This is a genomic window from Micromonospora acroterricola (assembly GCF_003172955.1).
Lineage (GTDB): Bacteria > Actinomycetota > Actinomycetes > Mycobacteriales > Micromonosporaceae > Micromonospora > Micromonospora acroterricola.
In genome coordinates, this window is the sequence record NZ_QGKR01000091.1 from 1 (window position 1) to 21,426 (window position 21,426).

21 protein-coding genes and 1 pseudogene are annotated in these 21,426 nt (G+C 72.8%); 13 read left to right on the plus strand and 9 right to left on the minus strand.

Features of this window, described 5'->3' with window-relative positions; genetic code table 11:
* Positions 1–102: 102 nt before the first annotated feature.
* Complete coding sequence (locus DKT68_RS02050) at positions 103–438, minus strand: STAS domain-containing protein (RefSeq protein WP_007454492.1); 336 nt, start codon at positions 436–438, stop codon at positions 103–105.
* 167 nt (positions 439–605) lie between these two features.
* On the opposite strand from DKT68_RS02050, the gene hemL reads away from it, so the two are divergent.
* The 6 genes from hemL to ccsB all read left to right on the plus strand — a co-directional run bounded on the left by hemL (position 606) and on the right by ccsB (position 6,724).
* Positions 606–1,943: a glutamate-1-semialdehyde 2,1-aminomutase gene (gene hemL, locus DKT68_RS02055; RefSeq protein ID WP_109815735.1), complete on the plus strand. Its 1,338-nt coding sequence runs from the start codon at positions 606–608 to the stop codon at positions 1,941–1,943.
* A gap of 123 nt (positions 1,944–2,066) precedes the next feature.
* Positions 2,067–2,714 (plus strand): histidine phosphatase family protein, encoded by a 648-nt coding sequence (locus DKT68_RS02060; protein WP_109815736.1) that lies wholly within the window; start codon positions 2,067–2,069, stop codon positions 2,712–2,714.
* The gene (locus DKT68_RS02065; RefSeq protein WP_109815737.1) at positions 2,714–3,280 is read left to right on the plus strand and encodes a TlpA family protein disulfide reductase; all 567 of its coding nucleotides are present in this window, start codon (positions 2,714–2,716) and stop codon (positions 3,278–3,280) included. Before DKT68_RS02060 ends, DKT68_RS02065 begins: the two co-directional genes overlap by 1 nt.
* On the plus strand, positions 3,280–4,104 hold the full coding sequence (locus DKT68_RS02070; protein ID WP_109815738.1) for a cytochrome c biogenesis CcdA family protein: 825 nt from the start codon (positions 3,280–3,282) through the stop codon (positions 4,102–4,104). Before DKT68_RS02065 ends, DKT68_RS02070 begins: the two co-directional genes overlap by 1 nt.
* Positions 4,104–5,744 carry a cytochrome c biogenesis protein ResB gene (resB, locus tag DKT68_RS02075; RefSeq protein ID WP_109815739.1) on the plus strand — a complete coding sequence of 547 codons (1,641 nt, stop codon included), beginning with the start codon at positions 4,104–4,106 and terminating at the stop codon, positions 5,742–5,744. Before DKT68_RS02070 ends, resB begins: the two co-directional genes overlap by 1 nt.
* On the plus strand, positions 5,744–6,724 hold the full coding sequence (gene ccsB, locus DKT68_RS02080) for a c-type cytochrome biogenesis protein CcsB (RefSeq protein WP_109815740.1): 981 nt from the start codon (positions 5,744–5,746) through the stop codon (positions 6,722–6,724). Before resB ends, ccsB begins: the two co-directional genes overlap by 1 nt.
* Positions 6,725–6,803: 79 nt before the next feature.
* Here ccsB and DKT68_RS02085 read toward each other — a convergent pair whose 3' ends face one another.
* Together DKT68_RS02085 and DKT68_RS02090 are read right to left on the minus strand one after the other, a co-directional pair.
* Positions 6,804–8,165 carry a COG1361 family protein gene (locus DKT68_RS02085; protein ID WP_146218263.1) on the minus strand — a complete coding sequence of 454 codons (1,362 nt, stop codon included), beginning with the start codon at positions 8,163–8,165 and terminating at the stop codon, positions 6,804–6,806.
* Positions 8,166–8,285: 120 nt separating this feature from the next.
* Positions 8,286–8,762, minus strand: coding sequence for a MarR family winged helix-turn-helix transcriptional regulator (locus tag DKT68_RS02090; RefSeq protein WP_109815742.1), 477 nt, complete (start codon positions 8,760–8,762; stop codon positions 8,286–8,288).
* Between the two features lie 87 nt (positions 8,763–8,849).
* On the opposite strand from DKT68_RS02090, the gene DKT68_RS02095 reads away from it, so the two are divergent.
* On the plus strand, positions 8,850–9,404 hold the full coding sequence (locus DKT68_RS02095; protein WP_109815743.1) for a carboxymuconolactone decarboxylase family protein: 555 nt from the start codon (positions 8,850–8,852) through the stop codon (positions 9,402–9,404).
* A 33-nt stretch (positions 9,405–9,437) separates the two neighbouring features.
* On the opposite strand, the gene DKT68_RS02100 is transcribed toward DKT68_RS02095, so the two are convergent.
* A complete protein-coding gene (locus DKT68_RS02100) occupies positions 9,438–10,313 on the minus strand; it encodes an alpha/beta fold hydrolase (RefSeq protein WP_109815744.1) in 876 nt (291 codons plus the stop codon).
* Positions 10,314–10,490: 177 nt separating this feature from the next.
* Between DKT68_RS02100 and DKT68_RS02105 the strand changes: the two genes are divergently transcribed.
* Together DKT68_RS02105 and mqnP are read left to right on the plus strand one after the other, a co-directional pair.
* Complete coding sequence (locus tag DKT68_RS02105; protein WP_109815745.1) at positions 10,491–11,951, plus strand: menaquinone biosynthesis decarboxylase; 1,461 nt, start codon at positions 10,491–10,493, stop codon at positions 11,949–11,951.
* Complete coding sequence (mqnP, locus tag DKT68_RS02110) at positions 11,951–12,862, plus strand: menaquinone biosynthesis prenyltransferase MqnP (protein ID WP_109815746.1); 912 nt, start codon at positions 11,951–11,953, stop codon at positions 12,860–12,862. The genes DKT68_RS02105 and mqnP overlap by 1 nt, the downstream gene beginning before the upstream one ends.
* Positions 12,863–12,911: 49 nt before the next feature.
* On the opposite strand, the gene DKT68_RS02115 is transcribed toward mqnP, so the two are convergent.
* The gene (locus tag DKT68_RS02115; RefSeq protein WP_109815747.1) at positions 12,912–13,901 is read right to left on the minus strand and encodes a terpene synthase family protein; all 990 of its coding nucleotides are present in this window, start codon (positions 13,899–13,901) and stop codon (positions 12,912–12,914) included.
* A gap of 161 nt (positions 13,902–14,062) precedes the next feature.
* On the opposite strand from DKT68_RS02115, the gene DKT68_RS02120 reads away from it, so the two are divergent.
* Entirely contained in the window at positions 14,063–14,692 is a 630-nt protein-coding gene (locus DKT68_RS02120) for a UbiX family flavin prenyltransferase (RefSeq protein ID WP_109815748.1), read from the plus strand.
* A gap of 104 nt (positions 14,693–14,796) precedes the next feature.
* Here the strand turns inward: DKT68_RS02120 and DKT68_RS02125 are convergent, their stop codons facing one another.
* Positions 14,797–15,063 (minus strand): BldC family transcriptional regulator, encoded by a 267-nt coding sequence (locus DKT68_RS02125; RefSeq protein ID WP_007454516.1) that lies wholly within the window; start codon positions 15,061–15,063, stop codon positions 14,797–14,799.
* Positions 15,064–15,332: 269 nt separating this feature from the next.
* Between DKT68_RS02125 and DKT68_RS02130 the strand changes: the two genes are divergently transcribed.
* From DKT68_RS02130 to cds1, 3 genes are all read left to right on the plus strand, one after another.
* Complete coding sequence (locus DKT68_RS02130; RefSeq protein ID WP_109815749.1) at positions 15,333–15,791, plus strand: Lrp/AsnC family transcriptional regulator; 459 nt, start codon at positions 15,333–15,335, stop codon at positions 15,789–15,791.
* An 81-nt stretch (positions 15,792–15,872) separates the two neighbouring features.
* Positions 15,873–16,703 carry an SDR family oxidoreductase gene (locus tag DKT68_RS02135; protein WP_109815750.1) on the plus strand — a complete coding sequence of 277 codons (831 nt, stop codon included), beginning with the start codon at positions 15,873–15,875 and terminating at the stop codon, positions 16,701–16,703.
* 31 nt (positions 16,704–16,734) lie between these two features.
* Positions 16,735–17,826, plus strand: a complete 1,092-nt coding sequence (gene cds1 / locus DKT68_RS02140) for an L-cysteine desulfhydrase Cds1 (RefSeq protein ID WP_109815751.1) — start codon at positions 16,735–16,737, stop codon at positions 17,824–17,826.
* A gap of 16 nt (positions 17,827–17,842) precedes the next feature.
* On the opposite strand, the gene DKT68_RS02145 is transcribed toward cds1, so the two are convergent.
* The 3 genes and pseudogenes from DKT68_RS02145 to DKT68_RS31720 all read right to left on the minus strand — a co-directional run.
* Complete coding sequence (locus tag DKT68_RS02145) at positions 17,843–18,463, minus strand: putative glycolipid-binding domain-containing protein (protein WP_109815753.1); 621 nt, start codon at positions 18,461–18,463, stop codon at positions 17,843–17,845.
* 106 nt (positions 18,464–18,569) lie between these two features.
* Positions 18,570–20,561, minus strand: a complete 1,992-nt coding sequence (locus DKT68_RS02150) for a DEAD/DEAH box helicase (protein WP_407940684.1) — start codon at positions 20,559–20,561, stop codon at positions 18,570–18,572.
* Between the two features lie 249 nt (positions 20,562–20,810).
* Positions 20,811–21,426: pseudogene (locus DKT68_RS31720) on the minus strand (hypothetical protein); the annotation flags it as partial.

A 21,426-nucleotide genomic window follows, 5' to 3' on the forward strand; every position in this document is an offset into this window, starting at 1 on the left:
GATCATGAAGTTATTGCCGACAAATGGGACAGAACTCGGCAATAACTTCATGATCAACCCCGGGGGCGCCCGGACGGACCCGGGGCTGGGGGTGGGCCGGGGTCAGCCGGTGGGTTGGTCGTTTCGGATCATCAGGGCGCTGCGGAGGCCCGTGATGTCCAGGACGCGGATCAGGAAATCGCCCACGTGGGTCAGCATCAGGAGACTCTGGGCGTGACTGGCCTTGCGGCTGAGGACGACCAGGGTGCCGAGGCCCTGCGAGTCGCAGAAGGTGACACCGCCCAGATCGAGCACGATGCGCGGGGGCGGGTCGGCCAGCACCTCGTTGACCACGGTGGAGAGCTGAGCGGCCGTGAGCATGTCGATCTCACCGGCCAGGCGCAGCACTGCTTCGTCGCCCGTCCGATGTAGCGTGATCGACAGTTCGGCACGATCCACCCGGTCAGCCTAGCGCGATCCCGACGACCCGGCCTGTCGAGGCCGGCAGCCGCCGCCCCGACCCGCGTGTCGCCGCCGTCGGCGGGTGCCAGAGACGGGTGAGCCCGGTAACCCCGGCCCGGGGTGGCTGCCGGTTGACCGTCCGGCGCTGACACAATGGCGGCATCGTGACCGACACCTTCTCCGCCGGATCCGGCCGTTACCCGGCCGAAGCTCCGGCCTCCGAGGCCCTGTTCAGCCGCGCCCGCGCCATCGTGCCGGGCGGGGTGAACTCCCCCGTGCGCGCCTTCCAGGCGGTCGGCGGCACCCCCCGCTTCATGGTCCGTGGCGAGGGTCCGTGGCTGCACGACGCCGACGGCCGCCGCTACGTCGACCTGGTGTGCTCCTGGGGGCCGCTGATCCTGGGGCACGCCCACCCGGAGGTGGTGGACGCCGTGCAGGCGGCCGCCGCCCGGGGCACCAGCTTCGGCACCCCCACCCCGGGTGAGGTGGAGCTGGCCGCCGAGCTGGTCGACCGCACCCCGATGGAGCAGGTTCGCCTGGTCAACTCAGGCACCGAGGCGACCATGTCGGCGGTCCGGCTGGCCCGCGGCTTCACCGGCCGCTCCAAGATCGTCAAGTTCGCCGGCTGTTACCACGGGCACGTCGACGCGCTGCTCGCGTCCGCCGGCTCCGGCGTGGCCACCCTGGGCCTGCCCGACTCGCCCGGCGTCACCGGCGCGGCGGCCAGCGAGACGATCGTGCTGCCGTACAACGACATCAGGGCCGTCGAGGAGGCCTTCGCCGCCGAGGGCCCGCACATCGCCGCGGTGATCACCGAGGCGGCCGCCGGCAACATGGGCGTGGTCGCCCCCCGCGACGGCTTCAACCAGCAGCTCGCCCGGATCGCGCACGCGCACGGCGCGCTGCTCGTGGTGGACGAGGTGATGACCGGGTTCCGGGTGTCCCGCGCCGGCTGGCACGGCCTCGACGCGTCCGACGCCGACCTGTGGACGTACGGCAAGGTCATGGGTGGTGGGCTGCCCGCCGCCGCGTTCGGCGGGCGCGCCGAGATCATGTCCCGGCTCGCCCCGGCGGGCCCGGTCTACCAGGCCGGCACGCTCTCCGGTAACCCGCTGGCCTGCGCCGCCGGCCTGGCGACGCTGCGGCTGGCCGACGACGCGCTGTACCGCCGCCTCGACGACACGGCCGCCGTCGTGGGCAAGCTCGCCTCCGACGCGCTGGGCGCCGCCGGGGTGCCGCACCGACTGTCGTACGCGGGCAGCATGTTCTCCATCTTCTTCACCGACGCCGACGTGGTCGACTACGACAGTGCCCGCACCCAGCAGGTGCCGGCGTTCAAGGCGTTCTTCCACGCGATGCTCGCCGCCGGCGTCTACCTGCCGCCGAGCGCGTTCGAGTCGTGGTTCGTGTCGGCGGCGATCGACGACGCCGCTCTGGAGCAGATCGCCGCCGCGCTGCCGACGGCGGCGAACGCGGCGGCAGCGGCTGGTCACGGGGGGTAGTGGTGAGCGCGAGGAGTGAGCCGGTTTTGCGAGCCCCGCAGTCGCGAACGAAGGGGGCCCGGTGAGCGCGAGGAGTGAGCCGGTTTTGCGAGCCCCGCAGTCGCGAACGAAGGGGGCGCAGCGGTGAGCAAGACGGTGGTCCACGTGCTCCGGCACGGCGAGGTGTACAACCCCGACCAGATCCTCTACGGCCGGCTGCCCGGGTTCCGCCTCTCCGAGCTGGGTGTGCAGATGGCCAAGGCCGCCGCGCAGGGGCTGGCCGAGCGGGAGGTCGTCCACGTGGTGGCCAGCCCGCTGGAGCGTGCCCAGCAGACCGCCGAGCCGATCGCCGCGCAGTTCGGGCTGCCGGTCGGGGTGGACGAGCGGTTGATCGAGAGCGCCAACTGGTTCGAGGGCAAGAAGGTGTCGCCGGGCGACGGGTCGTTCCGCGACCCGCGCAACTGGTGGGTGCTGCGCGACCCGGTGACCCCGTCGTGGGGCGAGGCGTACCGGGCCATCGCGGAGCGGATGTTCGCGGCCGTGCACGCCGCCCGGGTCGCCGCCGAGGGGCGCGAGGCCGTGCTGGTCTCGCACCAGCTCCCGATCTGGACGCTCCGCCGGTACGTCGAGCGCAAGCGCCTCTGGCACGACCCCCGCAAGCGGCAGTGCGGGCTGGCCAGCCTCACCTCGTTCCACTTCGACGGGGCGAAGGTCGTCGGCATCGGTTACAGCGAGCCGGCGGCGCACCTGATCGCTCTCTCCGCGACCGCCCGGACGGCCAAGGGGGCCTGATGATCGCCCGGAGGTGGACCGCCGGCCTGCTCGCCACCGTCGCCGCGGTGGCGCTGGCCGGTTGCACGTCGCAGGGCCGGGAGAAGACCTGCACGACCACCTCCGACGGGATCATCGAGTGCGCTCCGGACCAGCGCTCGGCGCCCCCGACGCTCGCCGGTGAGCTGCTCACCGGCGGCACCTACGACGTCAGCCAGGCCCGCGGCCAGGTGGTGGTGGTCAACTTCTGGGGTTCCTGGTGCGCGCCGTGCCGGGCCGAGGCGGACGACCTGGAAGCCACCTACCAGGCCACCAAGGGCTCCGGGGTGACCTTCCTCGGCATCAACGTCCAGGACCAGCGGGACAAGGCCAAGGCGTTCGAGGAGGGCCGGGTCACCTATCCGAGCCTGTTCGACCCGCCGAGCAAGCTGGCGCTCGCCCTGGACATCCCGCCGAACACCGTCCCGGCGACCGTGGTGCTCGACCGGGAGGGCCGGATCGCCTCGGTGATCCGCGCCGCGGTCAAGCAGGAGGGCCTGCAACCGATCGTCGAGCGGATCGCCGCCGAGCAGCCGGCGTCCGGCTGATGGGCGAGACCTTCAAGGAGCTGGCCCTGAGCGGGCCGCTGCTGCTCGCCATCGGCGCGGCGGCACTCGCCGGCCTGGTCAGCTTCCTCTCCCCGTGCGTGCTGCCGCTCGTCCCCGGCTACCTGTCGTACGTCACCGGCCTCGCCGGCGCCGACCTCGAGGGCCGCCGGCCGGCGGCCGATCCGGCGCCGGTCGAGGGGACCGGCGGCGTCGCGGTACGGGAGCGGGTCTCGCGGGCCGGCGCGGTCAAGGGCCGGGTGCTCGCCGGGACACTGCTCTTCATCGCCGGCTTCACCGTCGTCTTCGTCGCCACCGCGATCCTGTTCGCCGGCATCGGTCGGGTCTTCTTCGACTACGAGCGGCAGCTGGAGATCGTCGTCGGTGTCCTGATCATCGTGCTCGGCCTGGGCTACCTCGGGATGATCCCGGCCCTGCAACGGGAGTTCCGGATCACCCGGCTGCCCTCCGCCGGGCTCCTCGGCGCCCCGGTCTTCGGCGCCGTCTTCGCGCTCAGCTGGGTGCCTTGCACCGGTCCCACGCTCGGTGCGGTGATGGGGATGGCGGTCACCACCGGTCAGAGCGACCGGGCTGTGGTGCTCGCTGTGGCGTACTGCCTCGGGCTGGGGATACCGTTCGTCGTCTTCGGGCTGGGCTTCCAGCGCCTGCTCGGGGTCTTCCGCGCCGTCCGGCGCAACAGCCGCTGGGTCACCCGGGTCGGCGGCGCCCTGCTCATCCTGATCGGCCTGGCGCTGGTCACCGGCGGGTGGCAGAGCTTCGTGATCTGGCTGCAGACCACCGTCGGGGTGGGCGAGGTGAGCATCTGATGACGGTCCTGGACGACCGGCCGGAGACCGCGGCCCCGGCGCCCCGGCGCCGCCCCAACCGGCTGCTGGCCCTGCTGCGCAACTCGTGGCGGCAGCTGACCAGCATGCGTACCGCATTGATCCTGCTCTTCCTGCTCGCGGTCGCCGCCATTCCCGGCTCGGTGCTGCCGCAGCGCGGGATCAGCCCGGAGAAGGTCAACGAGTACTTCACCGACCACCCGGACCTGGCCCCTCGGCTGGACCGGATCGGCGCCTTCGAGGTGTTCGGCTCGGTCTGGTTCTCCGCGATCTACCTGCTGCTGTTCACCTCGCTGATCGGCTGCATCACGCCCCGGCTGCGCGACCACGTCCGGGCGCTGCGGTCCCGGCCACCGGCCGCGCCGAAGCGGATGGAGCGCCTGCCGCAGCACGCGGTGCTGCCCGCGCCGGCCGGCGGCGCGGCGGCGATCGCCGAGGTGCTGCGCAAGCGGCGGTGGCGGGTGGAGGTGCGCGGCGACGAGGTCTCCGCCGAGAAGGGCTATCTCAAGGAGACCGGCAACCTGCTGTTCCACACCTCGCTGATCGCGGTGCTGATCGGCGTCGCGCTCGGTTCGTGGTACGGCTGGAGCGGCAACCGGCTGCTGGTGGCCGGCGCGGACAACGCGTTCTGCAACACCCGGCAGCAGTACGCCGAGGCGAAGCTCGGCCCCCGGGTGGACAGCGAGGACCTGCCCCGCTTCTGCCTGCGGCTGGACGACTTCGAGGCCCGCTTCCTGGCCTCGGGTCAGCCGGAGTTCTTCAACGCCCGGGTGACCGTCGACGGCCCCGACGAGCCGACCCGCAGCGCGGACTTCTCGGTGAACTCACCCCTGCGGCTGGGCGGCGCGAGCGTCTACCTGCTCGGCCACGGGTACGCCCCGGTCATCCGCTACACCGACCGGTTCGGCCGCAGCCAGGTCAGCGACGAGCCGTTCCTGACGACCGGGGACAGCGGCCTGACCAGCGAGGGCCTGGCGGCCTTCCCGGACGCGAACGTCGACCCGCGCACCGGGCAGCGCAACGCCGGCCTGCAGGTGGCCTTCAGCGGCATCTACCTGCCGACGGCGCCGCAGCAGGCCCCGTTCGTCAGCTCGGAGTACCCGACCGAGCGCAACCCGGCGCTGAACCTCGTCGCCTACCGGGGCAATCTCGGTCTGGACGCCGGCATCCCCGGCTCGGTCTACCAGCTCGACCAGCGGCAGGTGCGCACCGGCAAGGTCAAGGAGATCGGCAGCAAGCTGCTCCGCAAGGGCGAGAGCTGGACCCTGGACGATGGCACCAAGGTGGAGTTCCTGGGCACCGAGCGGTACGTCACCCTCTCCGTCCGACACGATCCTGGCTCGACGATCCTGCTGGTCAGCTGCGGTTTCCTGCTGGTCGGGCTGATGGGGTCGCTGTTCGGGCGGCGCCGTCGGGTGTTCTTCCGGGTGATGCCGGCCGACCCGGCGGAAGGATCTCCGACGAGCGGTAGTAGCTTGGTGGAGGCCGGTGGGTTGCCGCGCACCGACTATCCAGGGTTCGCCGACGAGTTCGCCCAGCTCGTCGCCGCCGTCCGCGGTGATCGGGTGGACGCGGGCGCTGACTCCAGTGACCGGGCCGGCGCGCGAGAAGGGACCGAGTGATGTCCGCACTCTCCGACAATCTGGTGACCTTCGCGATCCTGGTGTACCTGGTCGCGATGATCAGTCACGCCGTGGAGTACGCGCTGGGCAACGCCCGTACCCGGGTCGCCGCCGCTCCCGCCCGCGAGTTGGTGGGCGCCGGTGTCGGCGGAGGCGGCGGCAGCGTGCCGACGTCGCCCGCGGAGGTCCCGCCGTCGGCGGCGGCCGACCGCTCGGCACGGCGTGCCCGGATCGCCGGCCTGGTCGCGGTGGGCGCCACCGCGCTCGCCGCCGTGCTGCACCTCGCGGCCCTGGTCACGCGCGGCCTCGCCGCCGACCGGATGCCCTGGGGCAACATGTACGAGTTCGTGCTCACGGTGACGTTCATCGGGGTCGCGGCCTGGCTGGTGGTGCTCTGGAAGCGGCCCACGCTGCGCAAGCTCGGGCTGTTCCTCACCCTGGTCATGGTGCTGCTGGTGGCCACCGCCGAGCTGGTGCTGTACGTGCCGATCGTGCCGCTGGTGCCGGCGCTCAACTCGTACTGGTTCGTCATCCACGTATCGACGATCGTCTTCGCGTCCGGCATCTTCCTGCTCGGCGCGGTGCCGGCGGTCGGCTACCTGATGCGCGCCGGGTACGAGCAGGGCAAGCGGAGCTTCCCGTACACGCTGGCCAAGCGGCTGCCCGGCGCGGTGGGCCTGGAGCGGCTGACGTTCGCGCTGCACGCGTTCGCCTTCCCGATCTTCACCTTCGCGGTGATCGCCGGGGCGATCTGGGCCGAAGCGGCGTGGGGCCGGCCGTGGGGCTGGGACCCGAAGGAGACCTGGGCGTTCATCTCCTGGGTGGTGTACGCCGGCTACCTACACGCGCGGGCCACGCCCAGCGTCAAGCGCAACGTGGCGACCTGGCTCGCGGTGCTCGGCTTCCTCACGATGCTGATGAACCTGTTCGGCGTGAACATCTTCTTCACCGGCCTGCACTCGTACGGCGGGCTGGACTGATCCGGACAGCGGCGCGCGGGCCGGTCACGGAATCGTCCGTGGCCGCCCCCGCGCCGTTTCTGTGGCTGGTCGGGCTCGGTCAGCCCACGGTGACCGGGGCGGCGTCGTTGCCCGGGTTGTCGTCCACCCGCGGGTAGCGCTGGTACGGCTGAACCTCGCCGTCGACCCCGGTGAGGCTGTCGATCCGCAGGTCGAACGGGACCGTGCGGCTGGCGCCGGCAGGGAAGACCACTCCCGGTCCTGCGCAGTACCAGGTTGCCGGGGTGTCTGCGACGCCCTCCTCGCCGCCTCTCGGCTCGCAGCCCGACGGGTTGGCGAGCACGGTGGTGCCAGCCGGCGGGGTGAAGAGGAACGCTCCGACCGCCTCGCCGGAGACGGTGCCGTCCGGTACGCCCGGACCCTCGTTGCGGAGGCCCACCGTGACCCGAACGGTGTCGCCGAGGGCCCCGGTCGCGGTGGCGCCCTGGGCGACGATGTCGAAGGCGCCTTGGACCTTGCGCAGGTAGGTCTGGCCGCCGGGACCGGTCACCTCGGCCGGGATCACGTCGAGCGGTGCGCCGACCGGCCGCAGCCGCAGTGCCTGGTCGGCGTCGCGGCGCTTGAGCTGCACGCCGTTCGGCAGCGGCCCGGCGTTGGCCAGCGGCTCCACCACCTGGGTGATCCGCTTGTCGCCGAGGGTGGCGGGGCCGAGCGTGGTGGCCAGCCCGTGCCGCAGCTCGTGCCGCTGGCCGGGCGCGAACGTGCCCCGCACGGTGCAGACCATCACCGTGGCGAGCACCTGGTCGGTGCCGTAGCGGCAGTTGCGGTAGCTGGCGGGAACGAGGCCGACCGGGAAGCGGAGGGTGACCCGGAGATCCACCGCCGGCTGGTCGCCGGCGTTGACCACGGCCACCGGCACCGACCTGCTCTCACCGACCTGGGCGCCGGAGACGTACTCGTCGACCAGGTCGAGCAGGTCTGGCCCGGACCGCACGGTGACGACGGCCTGCCGGGCGTACGCCTCCGTCTGCTCGCCGAGCGGCGTGTAGCCGATCGTGCCGGTCGCTCCGTCTGCGGCACCGGGGGCAGCGCGCAACACCACCGGCACGGTGCCGGTGAGTGTGCCGAACTCGTCGGTGGCCGACGACGGCATCGGGCAGGTGACCGAGGTGCCCTCGGTGACGCACGAGGCCGGGAAGGTCGCGGTCGCCACGCCGGCCAGGCCGGTCAGGTCGAGGGTGACCCGGGGCTGGGCCGCCCCGCTGCTCGTCAGGGTCAGCGAGGCGGTCCGGGCGGGCGCGCCGGAAGCGCCGACCGTGACGTCATCGAGCCAGCCGTCGACCCAGCCGGGGTCGTCCTCTGCGGCGGCCGGGCCGGCCGCCGCACCGATCCCGGCGGTGGCCACGACCAGCGCGGTCAGGCCGCGCAGGAGCCTGCCACGCGTTACGTGCACAGATCTCATCGATCTCCTTGGTGGGGGATGAGCCGGTCGGAAGAGACCGGGGCACGCACCCCCGGCCCCGACCGGCACCCCTGATTCTAGAGATCACCTGTGACGTTTCTCGATGCGTCGCGCTCGGGGTCAGCCGCCGAACCAGCCCGGTACGTCGAGCCGGAACCAGTTGGGGGCGGCCACCGCGCGGAGGTCGTCCTCCAGGGCGTCGACCCGTTCCGGGCCGAGGGCTTCGACCCACCGTTCGCGCAGCCGGTCGAAGATCTCGGCGGAGCGGCGCAGCCCGTCGACGCCGTGCGGGGTCATCGTGATCAGCTTGCGGCGGGCGTCCCGGGGATCGTCGACCCGGTCGAGGTAGCCGACGGCGACCAGCCGGTCGACCGTCTTGCCGGCTGCCTGCTTGGAGATGCCCAGCCGCTGGCCCAGCTCGGTGGCGGTGGTGCCGTCCACCCCGACGGCCTGGAGCACGAAACCGTGCAGCGGGCGCAGCTCGGGATGGCCCTGCCGGGCCAGCTCGGCGTGCAGGTCGTCGATGAGCGTCCGGAAGCCGGCCAGCAGCAACAGCGGCAACTGGAAGCCGGGCCGCGCGGAATCAGCGCTTGCCATGTTCGACAACCACGTTTACTATTTCGTCAACCACGTTGACTACCTTACGCGACCCCATCCCTACCGACGTTTCGAGAGCAGGTACCCGTGCCCGTCTTCACCGCCCACACCGCCGAGACCGCACCCGCCGCCGCCCGTCCGACCATCGAGGGGGTACGCCGCCGGTTCGGCTTCCTGCCCGCCCCGGTGGCACTGATGGCCGAGTCGCCGCAGTTGCTCGCCGGCTTCCTCACCGCCAACGCGGGCTTCGAACAGACCGCCCTCGAACCTCTGGAGCGGGAGGTGGTCGTCCTCGCCGTCGCCACCACGAACGAGTGCCACGTCTGCGTCGCCCTGCACACCGGCACGCTCACCCGGCTCGGCGCGGCCACCGAGCTGATCACCGCGCTGCGTGCCGGCGCGCCGCTGCCCGAGCCGAGGTTGGAGGCGCTGCGCCGGTTCACGCTGGCCGTGCTCGACCACCGGGGCGCGGTGCCCGACGACCAGCTGGGCGAGTTCCTGGCCGCCGGCTACCAGCCCCGGCACGCGCTGGACGTGGTGCTCGGCGTCGGCACGTACACCATCTCCACCTTTGCCAACCGGCTCACCCGCGCGCCGCTCGACCCGCCACTTGCCGTCCACACCTGGACGCCCGCGGCCTGATCGGCAACGCGTGCGGGCGCGACGAGCCGCTGTTCAGACCGCCCCGAGGAAGTCACGCAGCAGGGCGAGCATCTCGTCCGGGCGCTCCTCGTACAGCCAGTGCCCGCACTCCTCGATCACCTCGCCGCGGACCGTGTCGGCGTACCGGCGAACCTGCTCGGCGACCTGCCCACCGAGGCTGGCCGCTGCGCCGACGGCCAGCACCGGCATCTTCAGCTTCGTGGCTCGGTACGCCGCGTTGTCGGCGATGTCCTGATCGAAAGCCCGGAAGTAGGCGAAGCTGGCCCGCAGATGCGCCGGGTCGCGCAGGTGGCTGGCGAACTCTTCGATGTCAGGCGCGGCGATGCTGCCCTTGCACACCATCAGGGCGTCGGTGAACCGGTCCACCCAGAGCGACTCCCGCCCGCTGACCAACTCCTCCGGAAGCCCGTTGCCGATTGAGAAGTAGCCGAAGTTCCACACCCCTGGCCCGGCCGGGGTCAGCGCGGGGAACGTGTAGATGCTCTCGTCGGGGATCGGGGCCTCGCTGAGCACCAGCCGACTCACCCGCTGCGGATGGGCGGCGGCGTACGCGTACGCCACCATGGTCCCCAGGTCGTGCCCGACCAGTCGGAGGTCACTGGCCAGGCCGAGGTGGTCCAGTAGTCCGTGCAGGTCGGCGGCGACCGACTTCTTGTCGTACCCACCGGCCGGGGCGTCGCTGTCCCCGAAGCCGCGCAGGTCGGGCGCGACCACGTCGAAGGAGCGCCCCAGTTCGGGCAGCAGGTGCCGCCACATGTACCAGCACTGCGGATATCCATGCAGCAGTACCAGTGGCGGACCGCTGCCGCCACGGACGTAGTTCATGGTGATCTGGTCGACCCGCGCCCGCTGCTCGGTGAACCCCGCCGGAACCCGCTCGCCACCCATCGCCGCCTCCGTCCGCCGGCTGCCCGGCTACCCGCTCAACCGCCCGCCATGCCCGGGGATGTGGGCCCTGCTCTACCCGAGGCGATCACCGGCGGCCCGCCGCTGGCCCCCGGGCCATCGCGGGCGTCACACCACCCGCCTTGGGAGGCACGGCACCCGGTGCGGGAGACTGGCGGCATGGCGGCTCGTGGCTTCCCGTACAACGATCTCAAGGACTTCCTCGCGGCGCTGGAGCGCGCGGGGGAGCTGCGCCGGGTCGACGTCCCGGTCGACCCCACCCTGGAGATCAGCGAGGTGGTCACCCGCACCGTGCGGGCCGACGGGCCGGCGCTGCTCTTCGAGCGCCCGACCCGGGGCGAGATGCCCGTGGCGATCAACCTGTTCGGCACCGAGAAGCGGATGGCGATGGCGCTCGGCGTCGACTCGCTGGACGAGATCGGCGCCCGAATCGGCGCGCTGATCAAGCCGGAGCTGCCGGTCGGGTGGTCCGGCATCCGGGAGGGCCTCGGCAAGGTCATGCAGCTCAAGTCGCTGCCGCCGCGCAAGGTGAACACCGCGCCCTGCCAGGAGGTGGTCTACCGGGGCGAGGACGTCGACCTCAACCGGCTGCCGGGGCTCCAGGTCTGGCCCGGCGACGGCGGGATCTTCCACAACTTCGGCCTGACCCACACCAAGCACCCGGAGACCGGCAAGCGCAACCTGGGCCTGTACCGGCTCCAGCAGCACGGCCGCAACACCCTGGGCATGCACTGGCAGATCCACAAGGACTCGACCGCCCACCACGCGGTCGCCGAGCGGCTCGGGCAGCGTCTGCCGGTCGCGGTCGCGATCGGCTGCGACCCGGTCGTCTCGTACGCGGCCAGCGCGCCGCTGCCCGGCGACATCGACGAGTACCTGTTCGCGGGGTTCCTGCGCGGCGAGCGTGTGGAGATGGTCGACTGCCTCACCGTGCCGTTGCAGGTGCCGGCGCACGCGCAGATCGTGCTGGAGGGCTACCTGGAACCCGGCGAGCGGCTGCCCGAGGGGCCGTTCGGCGACCACACCGGCTTCTACACGCCGGTCGAGCCGTTCCCGGTGCTGCACATCGAGGCGATGACCATGCAGCGCAAGCCGGTCTACCACTCGATCGTCACCTCCAAGCCGCCGCAGGAGGACCACGGCCTCGGCAAGGCCACCGAGCGGATCTTCCAGCCGCTGCTCAAGATGCTGATCCCGGACATCGTCGACTACGACCTGCCGGCCGCCGGTGTCTTCCACAACTGCGCGATCGTGTCGATCCGCAAGCGCTACCCGAAGCACGCGCAGAAGGTCATGAACGCGATCTGGGGAGCGCACCTGATGTCGCTGACCAAGCTGATCGTGATCGTCGACGAGGACTGCGACGTGCACGACTACAACGAGGTGGCGTTCCGCGCCTTCGGCAACGTCGACTACGCGCGCGACCTGCTGCTCACCGAGGGCCCGGTCGACCACCTCGACCACGCGTCGTACCAGCAGTTCTGGGGCGGCAAGGTGGGCGTCGACGCGACCCGCAAGCTCCCCACCGAGGGATACACCCGCGGCTGGCCGGAGGAGATGAGCATGTCGTCGGAGGTCACCTCCCTGGTCGACAAGCGCTGGAAGGAGTACGGCATCTGATGGCGGTCCTCGACGCGCCGGCCGAACGACCGGGCCGGATCAAGTCGTTCCTCAAGCTCGTCACCATCGAGCACTCGGTGTTCGCGCTGCCGTTCGCGTACCTGTCGGCGCTGACCGCGATGCAGGTCAACGGCGGCCGGGTGCGCTGGTGGGACCTGTTGCTGATCACCGTGGCGATGGTCGGCGCGCGGACGTTCGCGATGGCCGCCAACCGGATCCTCGACCGGCGGATCGACGCGCGGAACCCGCGTACCGCCGGCCGGGAACTGGTCACCGGCGCGGTGAGCGTGCGGACGGCCTGGACCGGCGCGGCCGTCGCGTTGGTGGTCTTCCTCGTCGCCGCCGCCCTGCTCAACCCGCTCTGCCTGGTGCTGGCGCCGCTCGCCGTGGTGCCGCTGGTGGTCTACCCGTACGGCAAGCGGTTCACCAACTGGCCGCACGCCATCCTCGCGGTGGCCCAGGCCGTCGGCCCGGTCGGCGCCTGGCTGGCGGTCACCGGCAGCCTGGACGGCTCCTGGCCGGCGTGGCTGCTCGGCGCGGCGGTCGGGCTGTGGATCGGCGGCTTCGACCTGATCTACGCCTGCCAGGACTCCGAGATCGATCAGGAGATCGGCGTGCACAGCGTGCCCGCCCGGTACGGCCGGCGCGTCGCGCTGCACGCCTCCACCGTGGCGCACGTGGTGACCTTCGGGCTCTTCGTCTGGTTCGGCGCGCTGATCGGGTTCGGCTGGCTCTGGTGGGTCGGCCTGGCGTTGACGGCGGTCGCGTTCGGCTACCAGCACCTGGTGGTCACCCCGACCGACCTGAGCAAGGTCAACCGCGCGTTCTTCACCGCCAACGGCTTCGTCGGCATCGCGCTGTTCGTCTTCGCCCTGCTCGACCTGGTGATCCGGCTGGGCCTGCGGCCCTGACGGCCGTGCGGGACCGGGCTGCCCGCAGCCCCGTCCCGGCCCAGCACGCTCAGGGTCGGGACGTGCCGGCCGGCTCGGGACGCCCGGTGGGGTAGCGCCCGCTCTCCAGCGTCCACTCGATGGTGCCGCGCACGGCGTCGGCGACCCCGTCGAGATGGTAAACGACCGCCTCGTCCAGCGCCGGACCGAACGACGGCACCGCGGCCCGCAGCGCGACGAACAGCCGCATCGACTCCCGCCAGCGCTCGGCCACCCGGTCGACCGCCTCCGCCGACGACAGACCCCACTCGGCCTGCATGGCGAGCACCAGGTTGTGCCCGCCGGCCGTGGCCCGGTCCCGGTCCAGCGAGGCGAGATCGTTGTACCAGGAGAGCAGGTCGTTGCTGGTACGGGCGACCCGGCGCAGCAGCGGGTGGTGGTAGACCGGGTCGGGCAGCGGTCGGCCGGTGACGAACTCCACCAGCGGGTACGACACGTCCGCCGCCGACGTGGCCCGGCGCAGCTCGACGTACTCGGCGACGCCGGGTCGGTGCCCCGCCTCCTTGTTGACCGCCTCCCGCCAGGTGCCGTCGAGGTGCCGGGCGACCGCGTCGGCGAAGCGCAGCCGCCACCGGGCCGGCATCCGGCGGCGCGGCTCCCGCCAGGCCAGCACCAGCATCCGCCGCAGCGGACCGGTCAACCCGGCGTGCCGCGCCCGCGGGCCGTCGTGCAGCAGCGCCAGCGTGCCGTCGCGCAGCGCCCGGATCTGCTCCGGAGCGAGCCGGCCCGGCCCGTCGCAGGCGTCATCGACCAGGAAGAACCAGGTGAACAGGGCGGTCAGCACCCGCAGGTCGGCCTCGGTGGCGTCCGGGTAGAGCCGGCCGGCGTACCGGGCGAACGCTCCCCGGCTCAGCCGGTGCAGCGCGGCGTCGTCGAGCGGCAGGCCCAGCTCGGGCAACAGGCCGAGCAGCCACTCGTGCACCCGGTCGGCGTGCGGCGAGAGCCGGGCCGGGATCGGACAGTCGGCGCGCAGCGTCCAGAGGATCTCGCCGGTCGTCACCGATGCCTCCTGTGCGATCCGCTCCCGGTGCGATTGGCCATCGGCAGCATCTCAGGTCGACGGGACGCGCACTACCCGGCCGGGACATCTCGGACGGCGGCCCGGAGCGGGATCCCGGGGGTGCCCACCGGCGGACGAGCCCCACCAGGCAGGCTGGGGGCATGCGGGAACCATGGGTGGTCGGGGTCTCCGGGGCCTCCGGTACGCCGTACGCGGCGGCCGTCGTCGGCGGGCTGCTCGACGCGGGCGAACCTGTGGACCTGATCGTGTCCCGGGCGGCGCGGCTGACCGTGCTCGACGAGACCGGCCGGCCGTTTCGCGACGCGCACTGGGCCGAGGACCTCGCCGCCTGGCTCGGCCGGGACCTGACCGGCGCGGACGTGCGGCACTGGCCGGCGGGCGACCTGGCAGCCGGGCCGAGCAGTGGCTCCTACCGGGTACGCGGAATGGCGGTGGTCCCGGCCAGCACGGCGGCGTGCGCGGGCATCGCCATCGGGCTCTCCAAGGACCTGTTGCAGCGCGCGGCCGAGGTCAACCTCAAGGAACGCCGTCCCCTGGTGGTGGTGCCCCGGGAGACGCCGGTGACCCGCAGCCATCTGGAGCATCTGATCGCGCTGCACGACGCCGGCGCGGTGGTGCTCCCGGCCAGCCCCGGCTTCTACGGCGCGGGCGCGGCGGCCAGTGCCCAGCAGTTGGTGGACTTCGTGGCCGGCAAGGTGCTGGACGCGCTCGGCGTCCAGCACACCCTGTTCCGACGGTGGTCCGGCCGGCTCGGCGCGGCCCGGAGCTGAGCTGTCCGCTCGGCCCGCCTGGTCATGCCGGGTAATGGCGGGTGACCGTCAGCGGGACGCGGACCGGACTGGCGCCCGGTCCGCACATCGTTGTCCGCACCAGTTCAGTACATGCCGGCGTTGGCCGGACCCGGCCCGGTGGAGGCGGCCGGTCCCACGTTGCGTGGTTTTCCGACCTCGTCCACCTCGTCCAGCATGCCCTCCCCCTCAAGCAGGGCTCGCACCTCGGATTCCCGAAACCGGCGATGCCCGCCTGGAGTCCGGATGCTTCCTATCCGGCCGGCCGCCGCCCATCTCGTCACAGTCTTCGGGTCCACCCGAAACAGCGCGGCGACCTCACCCGGTGTCAGCAGGCGATCTCCAGTGTCCACAGCCCCCTCCTCGCGTCGACGAAGCCCCTGGCTGAACACACTGCCCCCGGCTGGTGCGAGCCCAGAGCCGTCATGAGGGACGTATGGCAATTACAGCACCAGGGACCTGGCCTGTCCGCCAAACGCGAAAAATGCACTGAGTGGGAAGTTAGTAAATGGTACTGGTGCAACCCCTACCTTGACCGTCAGTTTGTGAACAGTTACTCACTGCCATGTGCAACGGATGCCGAAGGCGTCTCGTTACGCCCAACCGGATAAGGTCACTCTCCGTGGACGCCATCGACCTGAGCCTCGTCGACCTCCTGCGCGGAAACGCCCGCCTCTCGTACGCCGAGTTGGCCCGGCAGGTCGGCCTCTCCGCTCCGGCCGTGCACGAGCGGGTCGGCAAGCTGGAGAGCAGCGGTGTTGTCCTCGGCTACCGCGCGGACGTCGCTCCGGAGGCGATCGGGCTGGGTGTCACCGCACTGATCGGCATCGTCGAGGACTCCGGCGCGGACAGCGACGACATGCTCGAGTCGTTGCGGGTGCTGCCCGAGATCGAGTCCTGCTACTTCATGGCTGGCGTGGAGTCCTTCCTCCTGAAGGCGCGGGTCGGCACGATCGCCGAGCTGGAGCAGCTGATCGTGCGGCTGAACCGGACACCCGGCGTCGCCTCCACCCGCACCGCCATCGCGCTCTCCACCAAGTGGGAGAACCGCCCCCAGTCCGTCGGCCCACAGCCGGCCTGACGCCGCTCCCGGCGTACCCCGGGCCCCGCGGCCGCCGGTCGGCCCTGGTGTCGCCCGCCCGGCCGGCGGTACGGTGCGCCGATGACCTCGCCGGTACGTGGAGCGGCCGTGGTGACCGGGGCCGCCGGCGGCCTGGGCCGTGCCATCGCCGCCGCGCTGCACGCCGACGGCTGGCCGGTGCTGCTCACCGACCTCGACGCGGACGAGGTGGCCGCCGCCGCCGCGCCGTTCGGCGGCTGGTCCGCCGCGCTGGACGTCCGCGACGAGGACGCCTGTGCCCGGACCGCCGGGAGCGCGGCGAGCCGGGGTGGCCTGGGGCTCTGGGTCAACAACGCAGGCGTCCTGGTCACCGGGCCCTCCTGGGACCACGACGGGCCGACCCGCCGCCGGGTGCTCGACGTGAACGCGCTCGGCGCGATGAACGGCACCCTCGCCGCCCTGGCCGTCATGCGCGCCCAGGGGCACGGCCACGTGCTGAACGTCGTCTCGCTGGCCGGGCTCGCCGCCGCGCCCGGCGAGACGGTGTACGCCGCCAGCAAGCACGCCCTGCTGGCGTTCAGCCTCGGCACGCTGTCCGACCTGCGGATGGCCGGATACCGGGAGGTGCACGTCTCCTGCCTCTGCCCGGACGGCATCTGGACACCCATGCTGCACGACCGGCTGGACGACCCCGGGGCGCTGGCGTCGTTCACCGGGTCGATGCTGACCCCGGAGCGGGTGGCGGCGCGGGCGGCCCGGCTGGCCCGCCGGCCACGTCCGGTGGTCAGCCTGCCGCGTTGGCGGGGCGCCCAGGTCCGGCTGCTGGACACCCTGCCCCGGCTGGCCATCGGGTTGACCCCGCTCGTCCGGGCCGTCGGTCGGGCCGGACAACGCCGCCAGCTCCGCCGGGCCGCGTCCACAGACCGGGGCTGACCGGCCCAGACCGGCTTGCTACCTTGCCGGCGTGACTCATCTCGACCGCTGCGACGAGGCCAGCCGGACCTGGGTGACCGAGGCGATCGCCGCCGTCGAGGCGGACGCGAACCGCTCCGCCGACACCCACCTGCTGCCGTTCCCGCTGCCCCGGCAGTGGGGGATCGACCTCTATCTCAAGGACGAGTCGGTGCACCCGACCGGCTCGCTGAAGCACCGGCTGGCCCGCTCACTCTTCCTGTACGGGCTCTGCAACGGCTGGATCGGTCCGCGTACCACGATCGTCGAGGCGTCCTCCGGCTCGACGGCGGTCTCCGAGGCGTACTTCGCCCGGATGCTCGGGCTGCCGTTCATCGCCGTCATGCCCGCCTCCACGTCGCCGGAGAAGATCGCGCAGATCGAGTTCCAGGGCGGCCGGTGTCACCTGGTGGACGACCCGGCCAGTGTGGTGGTCGAGGCCCGCTGGCTGGCCGAGGACTCCGGCGGGCACTTTATGGACCAGTTCACCTACGCCGAGCGGGCCACCGACTGGCGGGGCAACAACAACATCGCCGAGTCGATCTACGCGCAGCTCGAGCTGGAGCGGCACCCCATCCCGGCCTGGGTCGTGGTGGGCGCCGGCACCGGGGGCACCAGCGCGACCATCGGCCGGTACGCCCGGTACCGCCGCCTGTTCACCAAGCTCTGCGTGGTGGATCCGGAGAACTCGGCGTTCTACCCGGCCTGGCTCGCCGCCGACTGGTCGGTGAGCACCGGGAAGGGATCCCGGATCGAGGGGATCGGCCGTCCCACCGTGGAGGCGTCCTTCCTGCCCGCGGTCGTGGACCGGATGGTCCAGGTGCCGGACGCGGCGTCGCTGGCCGCCATGCGGGCCGGCTCGGCGGTGCTCGGTCGCCGCGTGGGCGGCTCCACCGGCACCAACCTGTGGGGTGCTTTCGGCCTGATCGCCGAGATGCTCGCCGAGGGCCGGACCGGCTCGGTGGTCACCCTGATCTGCGACGCCGGCGACCGCTACGCGGACACGTACTACGCCGACGAGTGGGTGGCCGCCCAGGGCTTCGACCTGGCACCGCACGCGGCCACCATCGACCGCTTCCTGAGCGGCGGCGCCTGGCCCGCCTGAGCCTGGCGAGGTTGGGTCAGCGCGGGTCGATCCGTTCGGCCAGCCCCGGGTAACGCACCACGTAGCCGTCGGCGTCCAGGTCGATGTCGGCGGTAAAGGTGCCGCTGGCGAACCGCACCCGCCCCGGCCCGATCCCGGTGTAGATCTGCTCGGCGGGCACCACCTCAAGGCCCGGCAGCAGCACCCAGGCCACGGTGATCCGGCGCGGAAGGTCGGCCGCCTCGGCGGCGAGCCCGAGCCGGTGGACCGGGAGCGTGTTGAACAGCGGTGACCCGCTCAGGTCCACGTCGAGCGCGTCGGCCAACCGGTCCGGGTCGTCGGTGCCCGGCAGGCCGGCCCGGGGATGACCGGCCGCCATCAGCGCCGCGTCCAGGTTGCCCTGCTCGGCGGTGGTCACCCGCCACCGGTCCGTGGCCCGCTCCAGCGTGACCTTGCGCAGCCAGCCCGGCCCCTCGGCCTCGACCTCGACGCGGGCGGTGCGCCAGTCCGGCGCGGTGGTCACCTGGTAGCGGGCGGTCCAGGGGATCGGGTCCACGGCGAGCAGGGTGCCCCGGGCCGTCAAACCGTGGCCGTCGTCGAGCAGGACATGCTCACTGCCGGCGGTGTCCGTCCGGGACCAGAAGATCGACTTCGGCATGGTCGGCATGAGCCGGACGTTACGCGACCCGGCCGACGTCGGCAGGACATGCGCGAACGCCGCCGCGAAGCCCGGGCTCCGCGACGGCGTTCGGTAAATCGGTGGATCAGTGGGTACGGGCCGGCGGTCGCCCGCCGAAGCCACGCCGGTCGTCACGCGGCCGGTCGTCGCGCGGCCGGTCGCCCTGACCACGGCCCTCGGAGCGGAAGCCACCCCGACCGTCCCGGTCCGCGAAGCGCCGCTCCCCGGCCGGCCGGTCGCCGAAGCGCCGCTCGTCGGCGGCGGGCCGATCGCCCTGCTGCCGGTCCGCGAAGCGCCGCTCGCCGGAGCCCCGCTCGTCCCGGTCGCCGAACCGCCGCTCGCCGGTCGGACGGTCGCCGAACCGCCGCTCGCCGGTCGGACGGTCCCCGAACCGCCGCTCGCCCGTGGGGCGGTCGCCCCGGCCGTCCCGGTCGCCGAACTGCGGCCGGTCGCCGAAACGGCGCTCGCCCTGCGGCCGGTCGCCGTAACCCCGGGCGTCCCGATCCGCGTACCGGCGCTCACCGGTCGGCCGGTCGCCGTACTGCCGGTCAGCCTGCGGCCGGTCGCCGAAGCGCCGTTCGCCCTGCGGCCGGTCGCTGTGCTGACGGTCGCCGAAGCGTCGATCGCCCTGCGGGCGGTCGCCGTAGCGACGCTCACCGGTCGGTCGGTCGCCGTACTGCCGGTCACCCTGCGGCCGGTCGCCGAAGCGACGCTCGCCGGTCGGTCGGTCGCCGTAGCGGCGCTCACCCTGCGGGCGGTCGCCGTAGCGGCGGTCACCGCCCGGTCGGTCGCCGAACCGGCGCGGGCCGGAGCGGTCCCCGTAGCCACGGGGCTCCGCCTCCACGCGAACCGGGACGCCGCTGGGCTCACGGGCGCCGATCAGCTCGGCCAGCATCGGGTCACCGACGCGGACCCGGCTCTCGGCCGGCGCCACGCCGGCCTTCTCCAGCATCGCCAGGGTCGTACGGCGCTGCTTGGGCAGCACCAGCGTGGCGACGGCCCCCGACTCGCCGGCCCGGGCGGTGCGCCCGGCGCGGTGCAGGTAGTCCTTGGGGTCCTTCGGCGGGTCGACGTGCAGCACCAGGGTGACCCCGTCGACGTGGATGCCCCGAGCCGCCACGTCGGTGGCGACCAGGACGTTCATCCGGCCCTCGCGGAACTCGGCCAGCGTCTTGGTGCGCATCCGCTGGGTCTTGCCGCCGTGCAGCCCACCGGCCCGTACGCCGACCGCGGCGAGCTGCTCGACCAGCCGGTCGACGCCCAGCTGGGTGCGGGCGAAGACCATGGTCCGGCCGTCGCGGGCGGCGATCGAGGCCGTCACGGGGAACTTCTCGTGCGGCGGGATCAGCAACATGTGGTGGTCCATGGTGGACACGGACGCGGTGGACGGCGCGGTGGAGTGGGTCACCGGGTCGTTCATGAACCGCCTGACCAGCGCGTCGACGTCGCCGTCCAGGGTGGCCGAGAAGAGCAGCCGCTGACCGCCGGCGGGCGTCTTCGCCAGCAGTTCGGTGACCTCGGGCAGGAAGCCCATGTCGGCCATCTGGTCGGCCTCGTCGAGCACCGTCACCTCGACGTCGTCGAGCTGGCAGATCCCCCGCTCGATCAGGTCGCCGAGCCGGCCCGGCGTCGCCACGATGATCTCCACGCCGCGCCGCAGCGCGTCGATCTGACGGTCGTACGGCACGCCGCCGACGGCGGTCTTCAGAAACACGTTGAGCGATTTGCCCAGCGGCAGCAGGGCGTCGTTGACCTGCATGGCCAACTCCCGGGTCGGGACCAGGACCAGGGCGCGCGGCCGCATCGGCCGGGCCGGCTGGCCGGCGGCGACCCGGGCCAGCAGCGGCAGGCCGAAGGCGAGCGTCTTGCCCGACCCGGTCTGCCCGCGGCCGAGCACGTCGCGGCCGGCGAGCGCGTCCGGGACGGTGGCCCGCTGGATCTCGAACGGGGTGGTGATGCCCTGCCGCGCGAGCGCGCGGACCAGCGGCTCGGGGAGGCCGAGCGCGGCGAAGTCGATCGACTCGTCGGTGGCCGCCGGGACGGCGTCGTGGGTCTCCGGGGCGGTGTCGATCGCCACCGCGGCGGGGTCGAAAACGGACGGAACGATGCTGTGGTCAGCAGAGGTGGTCAACAAATGCCTTTCGAGCGGGGCGCATCTTCGCGATGGCCTGCCGCGGCTGTGCCGCCGGATCGCCCGCAAGATCGCCCATGGGCGCGCATCACGCGCGCCGGGTCAGTGATCTCCACCAGTGTACGGCGGTACGGCGAAGCCGCCAGCCGGTTGCCCGACCGTAGTGGGCGGACTCACCATGCCCCGGTCGTCGGGTCAACCGTTCAGGACGTTGCCCACCAGACCGTCCAGAGCGTCGTTGGCGAGGAGGACGACGAGCACGCTGATCGTCACCAGCAGCCCCAGCGCGGCGGCCAGCACGATCACCACCCGCCTGGTGCTGGACCGCTCGGCCGGAGTGTCCGACCAGCCCTGGGCCAGGATGTGCCCGGTGAGCGAACCAGAATTCTCCACCGCGTTCGCGGGCAGCGCGATCGTGGCGAAGCCCGGCCCCTCCCCGCTGCCGTAGACGGTGCCGGCCAGGTCGGGGCCGCCGTCGTACCGCCCGCTGCGGGCGCTGGCCGACCCGGCCGCGGGGCTGGCCGGTTGCGCGGCCGGCCGGGAGCGTCCGCTGTCGTTTCCGGGTGACGGGGGAGTGCCGGTGGTGGACGGCGGCCAGCTGGGCAGCGCTGGCGCGGGCACCACCGGCGGGGCGGACACGGGTGCTGTGGCCCACCCACCGCCGTTCGGGCTGGTCGGCGCCCCTACGGCCGGGGACGGCCAGCCGGCCGGCGGCGCGGAGACCGACGCGGTGGCGCGTACCCCCGGCGGCGCGCCGGGGGTCGCGGGCGGCGGCGGGAACGGCGGTGCCGGCATCGGGCCGGGCGGTACT

Bases quoted from the DNA above. Each gene is read 5' to 3' on its own strand.
- DKT68_RS02065 (WP_109815737.1), top strand. From the start codon at position 2,714: ATGATCGCCCGGAGGTGGACCGCCGGCCTGCTCGCCACCGTCGCCGCG.
- DKT68_RS02070 (WP_109815738.1), top strand. From the start codon at position 3,280: ATGGGCGAGACCTTCAAGGAGCTGGCCCTGAGCGGGCCGCTGCTGCTC.
- resB (WP_109815739.1), top strand. From the start codon at position 4,104: ATGACGGTCCTGGACGACCGGCCGGAGACCGCGGCCCCGGCGCCCCGG.
- ccsB (WP_109815740.1), top strand. From the start codon at position 5,744: ATGTCCGCACTCTCCGACAATCTGGTGACCTTCGCGATCCTGGTGTAC.
- DKT68_RS02085 (WP_146218263.1), bottom strand. From the start codon at position 8,165: ATGAGATCTGTGCACGTAACGCGTGGCAGGCTCCTGCGCGGCCTGACC.
- DKT68_RS02090 (WP_109815742.1), bottom strand. From the start codon at position 8,762: ATGGCAAGCGCTGATTCCGCGCGGCCCGGCTTCCAGTTGCCGCTGTTG.
- DKT68_RS02100 (WP_109815744.1), bottom strand. From the start codon at position 10,313: ATGGGTGGCGAGCGGGTTCCGGCGGGGTTCACCGAGCAGCGGGCGCGG.
- DKT68_RS02105 (WP_109815745.1), top strand. From the start codon at position 10,491: ATGGCGGCTCGTGGCTTCCCGTACAACGATCTCAAGGACTTCCTCGCG.
- mqnP (WP_109815746.1), top strand. From the start codon at position 11,951: ATGGCGGTCCTCGACGCGCCGGCCGAACGACCGGGCCGGATCAAGTCG.
- DKT68_RS02120 (WP_109815748.1), top strand. From the start codon at position 14,063: ATGCGGGAACCATGGGTGGTCGGGGTCTCCGGGGCCTCCGGTACGCCG.
- DKT68_RS02135 (WP_109815750.1), top strand. From the start codon at position 15,873: ATGACCTCGCCGGTACGTGGAGCGGCCGTGGTGACCGGGGCCGCCGGC.
- DKT68_RS02145 (WP_109815753.1), bottom strand. From the start codon at position 18,463: ATGCCGAAGTCGATCTTCTGGTCCCGGACGGACACCGCCGGCAGTGAG.